This is a genomic window from Nonomuraea lactucae, from assembly GCF_003313395.1.
GTDB lineage: Bacteria > Actinomycetota > Actinomycetes > Streptosporangiales > Streptosporangiaceae > Nonomuraea > Nonomuraea lactucae.
The window spans coordinates 1-11228 of the sequence record NZ_QNFZ01000971.1; the positions used below are offsets into that span (position 1 = coordinate 1).

Below are 11228 nucleotides of genomic sequence, written 5' to 3' on the forward strand. Positions count from 1 at the left end.
CGCGGGCGTGGCGGCCGGGGCCGTGGCGCTCGGCGTGGCCCAGCTGTCCGCCGCGCTCGTGGGGCCGGAGGCGTCCCCGGTCGTGGCGGTCGGCAACGCGGCCGTCGACCTGACGCCGGCGCCCGTGAAGGACTTCGCGATCGCCACCTTCGGCGAGAACGACAAGACGGTCCTGATCGCGGGCGTGCTCGTGGTGCTCACCGGGTTCGCGGCCGTGATCGGCGTCCTCGCGCGGCGCCGGGCTGTCTACGCGTACGCGGGACCGGCCCTGCTGGGTGCCGTGGGGGTGGCCGCCGTGCTCACCCGGCCGGGCGCGGAGCCTCTCGACGCCCTGCCGGCCATCGTGGGAGCGCTCGCCGGGGCCTGGACGCTGGCGTGGCTGATCCGGCGCGCGGCAGGGACACGGCCCCAGCCCGTACCCGCCGAGGAGGAGCCGGGCGGGGTGGAGCGGCCGGTGGTGATGCGGGCCGGGGAGGATCTGCGCGCGTTCGATCGGCGGCGGCTGCTGACCGGGGTGGCCGGTGGCGTGGTGGTCGCGGGGGGCGCCGCCGTGCTCGGGCGGATGCTGTCCGGGCGGCAGGCGGTGGACGCGGCCAGGGGAGGGCTGGCCCTGCCCGCTCCCGCCACACCGGCCAAGCCGCTGCCCGCCGGTGTGGATCTCGGCATCAACGGCCTATCCCCCTTCGTCACGAAAAATCGTGACTTCTACAGGGTGGACACCGCCCTCATCGTCCCCCAGGTCGATCCCGCGGCGTGGCGGCTGCGCGTTCACGGCATGGTGGACCGGCCGATCGAGCTCACGTACGCCGACCTGCTCAAGAGACCGCTCACCGAGGCCGACGTGACGCTGACCTGCGTGTCGAACGAGGTCGGCGGCCCGTACGCGGGCAACGCCCGCTGGCTCGGCGTGCGCATGGCCGACGTGCTGCGCGAGGCCGGGCTCCAGCCGGGAGCCGACATGCTGCTGTCCACCTCCGACGACGGGTTCACCTGCGGGACCCCGGTGGACGTGATCATGGACGGGCGTGACGCGCTGTTCGCCGTCGCGATGAACGGCGAGGTGCTCCCGGTCGACCACGGCTTCCCGGTGCGCCAGGTGGTGCCCGGCCTGTACGGGTACGTCTCGGCCACCAAGTGGGTGGTTGACGTGAAGGTGACGAGGTTCGACCGGGACGAGGCGTACTGGACGCCGCGCGGCTGGGCCGCCAAGGCGCCGATCAAGACGCAGTCGCGCATCGACGTGCCCAGATCGGGCGCCTCGCTCCCGGCCGGACCGACCGCGATCGCCGGAGTCGCCTGGGCGCAGCACACCGGCATCGACGCCGTGGAGGTCCGCGTAGACCGGGGCGAGTGGCGGCAGGCACGGCTCGCCCAGGTGCCGGGGCCGGACACGTGGCGGCAGTGGGCGCTCGACTGGAACGCCACCCCGGGCCGCCACACGATCGAGGTCCGGGCCACCGACGCCGCCGGCCGCACCCAGCCGGAGCAGCAGGCGCCTACCGCCCCGGACGGCGCGACCGGCTGGCACAGCGTCACGGTGGACGTCACCTGACCGCTGAGGCCGGGGGCGGCTCTGGTGGGGTTCTCCATGTTTGTGCTGGTACGACGGGTAGTTCGTGCCGCGAAACTTGCCGACTCGCCCTCCCGGCGGGCGGTGGCGGCCCTACGATCGGTCGTCAAGCACGACAGGAGGCAGGACGTGTTCCGCGACCGCAAGCCCGGCTTCCGGTGGGCCCTTCCCGGGGACGACTACAACCCTGTGGTCGGCGACGGGGTGCGGTGGCGCGACTACGAGCGCGCCGCCGAACCCGCCCCGCCCGGACCTGCCCCGGCCGGACCCCGCCCGGCCCCGGCCCTCGGCTCCTTGCCGCCGACTCCGCCACGTGAAGTGATGTCGCCACGTGAAGTGACGTCGCCACGCGAGGTGACGTGGCCGCCTGAGGACGCCCCGCCACGTGAGGCTGTCACCCCTCCACGTGAGGCCAGCCGCCCAGGTGAGGCCATCCCTCCACGTGAGGCCACCCTGACGCCTGCGGCAACCTCGCCGCCCCAGGCGACCCCGCCGTCTGCGTCCACGCCGCCGTTTGGGCCGACCCTGACGGCTGCGACAACCTGGCCCTCCCAGGCAAGCCCGCCGCCTGCGTCGACTCCGCCGTCTGGGCCCACCCTGACGCCGCCGTTCGGTCCGGAGACGCCCCTGCCGCCCCCTTCGGCGGTGCCACGCGCTTCCGAGACGTCGGCACTGCGCGGGCCGATGGGCCCGCACGGGTTCGCGGGTTCGGCGCCGTTCGGTCCGGAGGCGCCGTTCGGTCCGGCGGCGCCGTTCGGTCCGGAGGCGCCGTTCGGGCCGGAGACGTCGTTCGGCTCTGAGGCGGCTTTCGGCTCTGAGGTGCCGGCCGGCCTTCAGGCGTCGGCCCGCTTCGAGGCGGGCCCGCCGGGCGCGCTCACGGAGCCGCGTGGATCCGAGGCGGGTCCGTTGGGTGGCTCGATGGGGTCCCATGGGTACGAGGCGGGCCTGTTGGGTGGCTCGATGGGGTCGCGTGGGTACGAGGCGGTTCCGGCGGGTGGGACTGTGGGGGTGCGCGGCGGCTTCGAGGCCGGTCCGCCAGATGGGACGGGGACGGGGGAGACCTGGTTCGATCGGCCGCACCGCCCGCCGCGGCTCTCCCAGTCCAGGCCGTACGGCGTGCCGGGCGGGCTGGCGCGGCCGGACCGGCAGGTCGAGCACGACCTGGCCCTCGCGGTGCCGAACGGCACCCGGTTCCCCGACCCGCGCGGCACCTGGGTGAGGCTGATCAACGGCGGGGGACCGGCGGACGACCCGTTCCGAGCCGCCAACGCCGCCGACTGCGCGCTGGCCGTGCTGTCCACCTGGTACGGCGAGCCCGCCGCCGCCGCGCCCAGGCACCCGGAGCACGACCGGATCGGCAGGCCGCTGCTCACCGGCGAGGCGGGCGGCACCGCGCGGATCGAGCGGTGGATCGGGCAGCGGTTCCAGTACGCGGGCCATGGGCGGCACGCCTACCCCATGCTGGCGCGGCGGCTGATCGACGCCGGGCACGGCGCCGCCGCCGTCATCCTGGTGCGCTGGCCGGGCGGCGGCGCCCACGCGTGGAACGCCGTCAACTCCGGTGGCGAGGTGATCTGGATCGACGCCCAGCGCGGGCACATGGCGGTCGAGCCTCCCTACACGACCGTGACCGGCGTGTTCTGCATCGTCATCGACAGGCAGGGGCAGCCCCGATGAACCTCGACCAGGCCAGGGCCGTGGCGGAGGAGTACTTCAACGGTGTGCGGCCGGTGAACGACCCGGTGGTCGTGGGGATCCACCGGTTCAACCAGGGGTACGTGGCCTGGGTGCGCGAGCCCGAGCCGGACGACCCGGCCTCGCTGCCGGGCACTGTCGGCGGAGGCTGCATCGTGATCGACCGGGTCTCGGGCGAGGTCGTGTGCCGCCCGCTCCTCGACCCTGAGTCGGTCGCGGAGCTATGGCCGGGCCGCACCCCCCGCTGAGCGCTCGTACGGGCCCCAGGAGCGGGGGCGTCCGGCTCGGGCCTCCCGGCAGCGTCAGGTTGCGGCGAGGGAGCCGACGATGGAGGCTCGGGCGGCCCGGCGCGCCGGAAGCACCGCGGCCAGCACGCCCGCCAGCCCCGACAGCGCCACGAACAGCGCGATCTGCCCGCCGGGCACCGAGAAGCTGGCCCCGTCGATCATGGCGCGTACCGCCGCCCAGCCGAACACCCCGCCGAGCGCCACGCCGACCAGCGCGCCGATCAGCCCGAGCACCAGGGCCTCGACCGACAGCATCCGCCGTAGCTGCGGCCTGGTCAGCCCGAGCGCCCGCAGCAGCGCCGATTCCCTGGTGCGCTCGTGCACCGACAGCGAGAGCGTGTTGGCGATGCCCAGGAGCGAGATGAGGATCGCCAGGCCGAGCAGCCCCGTGATGATCATCAGGACCATGTCGAGCGTCTCGTCGAACTCGCCCCGAACCTCGGTGGAGCTCGCCACCTTGAGCGTCGGATAGGCCGCGGTGGCCGCGTCCACCACCTTGCGGGCCTGCCCGGCGGGCACGCCGTCCTTGATGTTGACAAGCACCTGGGAGTCCGGCAGCTTGCCGAAGTAGCGGTCGAACTCCGGCTCGGCCACGGTGAGCGACGGCAGCGGCGACTCGTCGCCCAGCAGGGCCACGACCTTGAGCGAGACCGTGCCCGCCCGCTTGGTCCTCACCGGCAGGGAGTCGCCGACCCGCACGCCCAGGTCCGCTGCCACGCTGGCGGCCACCGCGACCTGCCCGGCGGCGAGGGCGCGCGCGGAGCCCGCCGTGACGTCCGGCTCCAAGGGCCCGGCGAACGTGCCCACCAGGACCGGCGTGTCGCCGGACGTGGCCGTGGTGTCGCGGATCTGCACCACCTTGGCCAGCTCCGGCCGCTTCCGCAGCGACTCGCCTACGGAACGGGGGATGCTGGAGTCGCGGTCCTGGGTGGCCAGCAGGTAGTCGACGGGAAACTGCTCGTCCAGTTTGGCGGCCACCGTCACCCGGGTCGACGCCGTGACCACCGAGATCAGCGTCATCAACGTCACCCCGATGGTCAGCGCGACGGTCGTGGTGGCGGCCCGCCTGGGGTTGCGGCCCGAGTTGTCCACAGCCAGCCGCCCCGGCACGCCGAACAGCTTGCGCGGCACCCAGCCCACCAGCGCGCTGAGCGGCCTCACCAGCACCGGCCCCAGGATCAGCACGCCCAGGAAGGTCACCGCCCCACCGGCCATGACGACGAAGAGCGACGCCTGCCCCGGATCCATCACCAGCGCGCCCACACCCGCCGCACCGAGTCCGGCCAGCAGGAAGGCGGCGGCGAGGAGCGCCCGCAGCAGACCGGTGCGGAACGTCTGCTCCTCTGCCTGCGCGCGCAGCGCCGCCACCGGCGCGACCCGCGTGGCCGTCCGGGCCGGCAGCAGCGCCGCGCCCACGGTGACCACCAGGCCGACGGTCAGGCCGATCACGATCGTCGCCGGCGACAGCGTCACGCTCGCGCCGGTCGGCAGCGGCGCGTCGTACGCCCTCAGGACCGCCATCGTGACCGCGCCGAGCCCGTACCCGGTGAGCAGGCCCAGCACGGACGAGACCACCCCGACCACCGCCGACTCGATCAGGATCGAGCCGAACACCTGCCCGCGCGTCGCGCCGATGCAGCGCAGCAGCGCCATCTCGCGGGTGCGCTGCGCGACGAGGATGTTGAACGTGTTGTAGATGACCAGCGCGGCCACCATCATGGCCACCAGGCCGAACATGAGCAGCCCGACGGTCAGCGCCTCCGTCTCCACCCCGGCCTGGCGGGCGAGGCGCCCGGCGAGCTCCGCGCCGGTCACGACCTCGGCGCCCGGGTCCGCTGCCGCCGCCACGGCCCGCTTGAGCCGGGCGGGGTCGGCCCCGGCGACGTCGATCTCGCGGAAGCCCTTCTCGCCGGTCATCCGCTGCGCGGTGGCCGTGGTGAAGCCGACCGCGCCGGTGTATGCGAGCTCCTGGTCGACGCCGGGGTCGAGCAGGCCGACGAGCTTGAACTGGTGCGCGCGCTTCTCCTGGTCGAGGACGGTGATCGTGTCGCCGACCTGGAAGCCGTGGGTCTTGGCGGTGTTCTCGTCGAGCACGGCCGCCCCGTCGTCGGAGCCGGGGCCGGTGCCGCTGACGATCGTGGTGCGGTTCAGCGGGCCGGAGGCGACGGAGATGCCCGACGTCGCCATGTCCCCGGCCGCCTTGCCGTCCTTGCCGAGCAGCGGCGCCTGGCCACGCACCAGGCCCCGCGCGTCGGTGACGCCGGGCAGGGCGCGCAGCCGTTCCAGCAGGCTCGCCGACAGCACGGGGGCCTGCTCTCCCGGCCGCGCGGGGTCCCGTTCCCTGGGCAGTACGGCAACGGCCACCTTGTCCGCCTCGGCCGTGATGCGCTGGGAGAACCCGGCCTTGAGGGTGTCGGTCAGCACGAACGTGCCCGCGATGAAGCCCACGCCGAGTGTGATCGCCAGGGAGGTGAGCAGCAGCCGCAGCCGGTGCGCCCGCAGCCCCGCGACAGCCGTCTTGAGCACCTCAGCCCTCCAGCCGCATCAGCGTGTCGAGCACCGACTGCGGCGTGGGCGCGTCGAGCTCGGTGACCAGCTCGCCGTCGTGCAGGAACACCACCCGGTCCGCGTACGAGGCGGCCATCGGGTCGTGCGTGACCATGACGATGGTCTGCCCCAGTTCGCGCACCGACGAGCGCAGGAACGACAGCACCTCCGCGCCGCTGCGCGAGTCGAGGTTGCCCGTCGGCTCGTCCGCGAAGATCACCTGGGGCTTGCTGATGAGCGCCCTGGCCACGGCCACGCGCTGCTGCTGCCCGCCGGACAGCTCGGTGGGCCGGTGGCCCAGCCGGTCCCGCAGTCCGACCGTCCGGATGACCCGGTCGAACAGCACCTGGTCCGCCCGCCTGCCGGCGATCTCCAGCGGCAGGCGGATGTTCTGCTCGGCGGTCAGCGTCGGCAGCAGGTTGAACGCCTGGAAGACGAAGCCGATCCGCTCCCGGCGCAGCAGCGTCAGCCGCCGGTCGCCCAGCCCCGTCAGCTCCACGTCACCGATGTGCACGGTGCCGGAGGTGGCGGTGTCGAGCCCGGCCAGGCAGTGCATCAGGGTGGACTTGCCCGACCCGGACGGCCCCATGATCGCGGTGAAGGCGCCGGTCGCGAAGGCCACGTCCACTCCTCGCAGGGCGTGTACCCGGGCGTCGCCCTGGCCGTACACCTTGGTCAGGCCCCTGGCCACGACGGCGGGAGGGGCATGGCGCCGCGTCTCGGTGAGGGTCACGTTCGCTCCTTCGGATGCGCTGATGGATGCGCTGGTGGATGCGCTGATGAACGCGAACCACGCTAGGGGCGGGCTCCGCGGTGCTCATGGGCCCTGAGGAGGGACTTCGGGTAGGCCAACGGATGACGGGCGTCAGACTTTCGGCCGATGTGACGGCACGATCAGTCCCGCCTCGTACGCGAACACCACGGCCTGTGCCCGGTCGCGCAGCCCCAGCTTCGCCAGCACCCTGCCCAGGTGCGTCTTCACCGTGCCCTCGGCCACCTTCAGGGCGGCGGCGATCTCCAGGTTGGACAGTCCGCGCGCCACCATCAGCAGCACCTCCCGCTCTCGCGGGGTCAGCTCCGCCACGTCGGGCAGCTCCCGGGTGGGCAGGTTCGCGGCGAACCTGTCGAGCATCCGCCGCAGCGTCCTCGGCGCCACGACGGCGTCGCCGGCGTGCACCGCCCTGATCGCGCTCACCAGGTCACCCGGCGGCACGTCCTTCAGCAGGAAGCCCGACGCGCCCGCCTTGACCGCGGCGAACGCGTACTCGTCCAGGTCGAACGTGGTCAGGATCAGCACCTTCGGGCCGTCGATCCGGCTGGTCGCCTCGACGCCGTCCATCCTGGGCATGCGCACGTCCATGAGCACCACGTCCACCTCGGTGCCGCGCAGGACCTCCAGCGCCTGCGCGCCGTCGCCGGCCTCGGCCACCACCTTGATGTCGGGCTGGGCTCCCAGCACCATCCGGAACCCGGCCCGCAGCAGCTCCTGGTCGTCGACCAGCATCACCCGGATCACAGCACCTCGCCTCCGGCCACTACGCGGCTCTCCTCGCGGGCACCGGCAGCCTGGCCAGCACCTCGAACCCGCCGCCCGGCCGCGGCTCCGCCGACACCGCCCCGCCGTACATGCCGACCCGCTCCCGCATCCCGACCAGGCCGTGGCCGCCGGGGCTGTGCGGCGCAGCCGCCCCGCGGCCGTCGTCGGTCACCCGGACCGTCAGCTCCGTCCCGCCGTACAGCAGCTCGACCAGCGCCTGGACGCCCGGCCCGCCGTGCTTGAGCGCGTTCGTGAGGGCCTCCTGAACGATGCGGTAGACGGCGAGCTGCTGCCCCTCGGGCAGCTCGGACGGCACGCCGCTCACCCGCAGCCGCGCCGGCACGCCCGCGCCGCGCACCAGTTCCTCAAGCTGTGCCAGGCCCGGCTGCGGCGTGTAGTCGGTGGTGTCCGCCTCGGCCTCGCGCAGCACCCCGACCAGCCTGCGCATCTCGGCGAGTGCCTCGCGGCCTGTCCTGGAGATGTTCCGCACGGCCAGGCGCGCCTGCTCGGGGTCGCTGTCGATGGCGTAGCCGGCGCCGTCGGCCTGGACGACGATCACGCTGACGTTGTGCGCGACCACGTCGTGCAGCTCCCTGGCGATGCGGGTGCGCTCGGCCGTGGCGGCCATCCTGGCCTGCTGGTCGCGCTCGCGTTCGGCGCGTTCGGCCCGCTCCTCCAGGCTCTCCAGGTAGCGCCGGCGCGTGCCCGCGTACAGGCCGGCGAGCCAGGCCGTGACGACGAAGATCGAGCCGCTGAAGAACATGCTGAACGAGACCTGCCCCCAGCGCACCAGCACCAGGAACACCCCCAGCTCGGCCACCAGCGCCGCCGCGAGCGCCCACCAGAACGGGTGGCTGTAGGCGACCGACCAGAGCGCCATCAGCACCGCGAGGTTGGCCGCCACCGGGTCGATCCCCAGCAGCCACTGGCCGAAGCTGACCAGCGCCACGCCTGTGAACGCCGCGAGCGGCCACCGCCGCTGCCACGGCAGCGGCGCCAGCACCGCCGTGGAGACGGCGAGGTAGCCGGTCAGGTCGAGCGGGGTCCCGGTGCCGACCGGCTCGCCAGTCGAGTACGGCCAGGCGCCGAAGAGCGACAGCCCGGCGAGCGGCGCCACCCGCAGGGCCTCGCTCAGCTTGGTGTGGCGACTTGACCACGCATGTAACCTGCCGAACACATCATCACGATATGTAGGGCCAGCCGGAGCTTTGTCCGCCTTCAGGGGGATGTCGCTGTACGACTTGAGTCCCATCCGAGTCTTACGCGGGCTTTACCAAGCGTTGGGCATCCTATTTACATAGGGAGCGCCCACTGGGGGGCGAGTAAAGGGAGATCGTGATGGCGGATCATGATCGCGACGCCGGGTCGCGCGGCGAAGAGGAAGCGCCGCGCGACCCGTCCCCTGGGGAGACCCCGGAGACATCTCGCGATGCGGCCCAGGCAGACACCTCCGAGTTAACGCGTGAGGCGGGACCGCCGGAGCGGGCCTCTCCTCCGGGAGACGGCCCCACCGTGACCGGCGAGCAGTCGCACCTTCAGGGCGGGCCAGGGGAGGTCCCTCCGACCGGGCGGGAGGCCTCGTTCCTTCCGCCGGCCGGCGCGCCGTCCGGCCCCGCCGCGGCCACCACGCCGCACTTCGCCGCCGCGTCCGGCTCCCATGCCGGGCCCGGCCCCTATGCCGGTCCAGGCCATGCCGGACCCGGCCCCCATGCCGGGGGCGGTGGCCCGGCCGGCACCGGTCCCGACGCGTTGCCGCGCTATCCCGCAGGAGGCACCCTGATGGCCCAGGCGCCGCCGACAGCCCCCTGGGAGCCGCCGAAGTCGGGCGGGTTCCGTGACTTCATGCGCCAGAAGCAGGCCCAGGTCATCGCCGCGGGCCTGATCGGCCTGATGGTCGGCGGCCTGGTGGGCGGCCTCACCGTGGCGATGGCCAGTGGTCCCGCCGACAGGCCCGACCAGAGCGCCACCTGGGACTCGCCCCGGTGGGACCGTGACCCGGAGTGGGACCGCCCGCCCGAGCTGGACCGCGAGCCCAACCTGGAGCGCGACCCCGGCGGGCCCGCCGACCCGAGCCCCGGCGCCCCGGGCTGCCGCAAGGTCCAGGGCGAGACCTTCTGCCATCAGGAGATGCCGCTCGAGACGCCCGGCCCGAGGCCGTCGAAGAGCCTGAGCCCAACCCCCGGCCCCACCCTGACCGGCTGACCCCCACCCGGACCGGTTGGTGGAGGCTGGACCGGCCGGTGCCCGTGATACGGGCACCGGCCTCAGCCGTGCAGGCTCATCGAGAGAGAACCAGGTAGGGCCGGTGGGATTCGAACCCACACTAACAGCCACCTAAAGACTGCGCCTCTGCCATTGGGCTACGACCCCTTTTTCGCCTTTCCTGAACGGCCCGGTTTTCGGACTGGAAAAGGCAATTCGGGCAAAGAGTGCGCACATTGTCGATTGACGGCTTTCTCTGCCACGTGCCCTCAATCCTACAGGCTGCGCAGGCGTGGAGCACCCCGGCTTTCCCATGTGGCGCCGAGGATCCCGCGGGCCCTTTTTTCCGTCGGCCCGCGGGCGGCGGTGCCTTTCCAAAACGCGGACCGGGTCAGGCGAGGCCGAGCTTCTTCTTCAGGCCGGCCACGTGGCCCGTGGCCTTCACGTTGTAGAGCGCCCGCTCGATCTTCCCGTCGGCGTCGATGACGAAGGTCGAGCGAATCACGCCCACGACCTCCTTGCCGTAGAGCTTCTTGGTGCCATACGCGCCGTAGGCCTTGTGGACGTCGAGGTCGGGGTCGGACAGCAGCGGGAACGTCAGGGCGTCGCGCTCGGCGAACTTGACGAGCTTGTCCGTCTTGTCCTTTGACACGCCGAGCACGACGAATCCCTCGGCCGTCAACTGGCCGAGGTTGTCGCGGAAGTCGCACGCCTGCTTGGTGCAGCCCGCCGTCATCGCGCCGGGGTAGAAATAGAGGATCACCCGCTTGCCGCGGTAGTCGTCGAGAGAGACGGTGCCGCCGTCGGCTGTGGGTAGCGTGAACTCGGGCGCGGCGTCGCCGGGCGCGAGCTTGGTCTCGGTCATGGGTCCTCCAGTGTGCGTCGTGCAAAACCTACCGGCCCGCCCGCTGTGCCGTACGGCGTGCCGACCTGACAGACTGATCACGGCCGGAGGGGGCGTGCTCGTTCCGGGCGCGGAGCGAGGACGACCGCGAGCGTGGTCGAGAGGAGAGCCATGGCTGACACCGATCCCGACGAGCTGGAGCGGCGGATCGCGCGAACGCGCGCGGAGCTGGCGCGGACGGTCGACGCCATCGCCGACCGGGTGAGCCCCAAGCGGGTCGCCGAGCGCACGGTGGCCGACGTGAGGACCAGGGCCGGGCACCTCGTGGGGTCCGTGGGCGACGCGCTGGGGATGACGTCGCGGCCGGCCCGGCAGGAGGGCGACGCCGACCAGCTGTGGGACGAAGGGCCGCCCAACCTGGCGCCGGTGCTGATCGGGGTGGGGGCCGTGCTGGTGATCGGTGCGGCCGTCGTGCTGCTCCGCCGCCGCAACCGCCGCCGCTGACCCGCCGCCGCTGACCCGTCGCGCCGCCGTCGCCGAGCTGCC

At 73.2% G+C, this 11228-nt stretch carries 10 protein-coding genes and 1 tRNA gene; 5 read left to right on the forward strand and 6 right to left on the reverse strand.

The window, feature by feature from the left end; all coding sequences use genetic code 11:
- From DQW85_RS34290 to DQW85_RS34300, 3 genes are all read left to right on the forward strand, one after another.
- Positions 1-1552, forward strand: a 1552-nt coding sequence (locus tag DQW85_RS34290) for a molybdopterin-dependent oxidoreductase (RefSeq protein WP_240197611.1), incomplete at its 5' end; no start/stop codon positions are given.
- 663 nt (positions 1553-2215) lie between these two features.
- On the forward strand, positions 2216-3247 hold the full coding sequence (locus DQW85_RS34295; RefSeq protein WP_240197612.1) for a toxin glutamine deamidase domain-containing protein: 1032 nt from the start codon (positions 2216-2218) through the stop codon (positions 3245-3247).
- The gene (locus tag DQW85_RS34300) at positions 3244-3513 is read left to right on the forward strand and encodes a hypothetical protein (protein WP_113703914.1); all 270 of its coding nucleotides are present in this window, start codon (positions 3244-3246) and stop codon (positions 3511-3513) included. Before DQW85_RS34295 ends, DQW85_RS34300 begins: the two co-directional genes overlap by 4 nt.
- Before the next feature lie 54 nt (positions 3514-3567).
- Here the strand turns inward: DQW85_RS34300 and DQW85_RS34305 are convergent, their stop codons facing one another.
- The 4 genes from DQW85_RS34305 to DQW85_RS34320 form a co-directional block, all read right to left on the reverse strand.
- Positions 3568-6078: an ABC transporter permease gene (locus tag DQW85_RS34305; RefSeq protein ID WP_113703915.1), complete on the reverse strand. Its 2511-nt coding sequence runs from the start codon at positions 6076-6078 to the stop codon at positions 3568-3570.
- Between the two features lies 1 nt (position 6079).
- Positions 6080-6832, reverse strand: coding sequence for an ABC transporter ATP-binding protein (locus tag DQW85_RS34310; protein WP_113703916.1), 753 nt, complete (start codon positions 6830-6832; stop codon positions 6080-6082).
- Positions 6833-6964: 132 nt separating this feature from the next.
- Positions 6965-7615: a response regulator gene (locus DQW85_RS34315; protein WP_240197613.1), complete on the reverse strand. Its 651-nt coding sequence runs from the start codon at positions 7613-7615 to the stop codon at positions 6965-6967.
- A gap of 19 nt (positions 7616-7634) precedes the next feature.
- A complete protein-coding gene (locus tag DQW85_RS34320; protein WP_240197614.1) occupies positions 7635-8813 on the reverse strand; it encodes a sensor histidine kinase in 1179 nt (392 codons plus the stop codon).
- A gap of 335 nt (positions 8814-9148) precedes the next feature.
- Between DQW85_RS34320 and DQW85_RS45030 the strand changes: the two genes are divergently transcribed.
- Positions 9149-9838 (forward strand): chromosomal replication initiator protein DnaA, encoded by a 690-nt coding sequence (locus DQW85_RS45030; protein ID WP_162795600.1) that lies wholly within the window; start codon positions 9149-9151, stop codon positions 9836-9838.
- A gap of 95 nt (positions 9839-9933) precedes the next feature.
- Here the strand turns inward: DQW85_RS45030 and DQW85_RS34330 are convergent.
- Together DQW85_RS34330 and bcp are read right to left on the reverse strand one after the other, a co-directional pair.
- Positions 9934-10006, reverse strand: a tRNA-Leu gene (locus DQW85_RS34330).
- 223 nt (positions 10007-10229) lie between these two features.
- Entirely contained in the window at positions 10230-10703 is a 474-nt protein-coding gene (bcp, locus tag DQW85_RS34335; RefSeq protein WP_113703919.1) for a thioredoxin-dependent thiol peroxidase, read from the reverse strand.
- A 150-nt stretch (positions 10704-10853) separates the two neighbouring features.
- On the opposite strand from bcp, the gene DQW85_RS34340 reads away from it, so the two are divergent.
- Positions 10854-11186 carry a DUF3618 domain-containing protein gene (locus DQW85_RS34340; RefSeq protein WP_113703920.1) on the forward strand — a complete coding sequence of 111 codons (333 nt, stop codon included), beginning with the start codon at positions 10854-10856 and terminating at the stop codon, positions 11184-11186.
- The last annotated feature ends 42 nt before the right edge of the window (positions 11187-11228 follow it).

Excerpts from the sequence above, each read along its gene's own strand:
- DQW85_RS34340 (WP_113703920.1), top strand. The coding sequence starts at position 10,854 with ATGGCTGACACCGATCCCGACGAGCTGGAGCGGCGGATCGCGCGAACG.
- bcp (WP_113703919.1), bottom strand. The coding sequence starts at position 10,703 with ATGACCGAGACCAAGCTCGCGCCCGGCGACGCCGCGCCCGAGTTCACG.
- DQW85_RS34300 (WP_113703914.1), top strand. The coding sequence starts at position 3,244 with ATGAACCTCGACCAGGCCAGGGCCGTGGCGGAGGAGTACTTCAACGGT.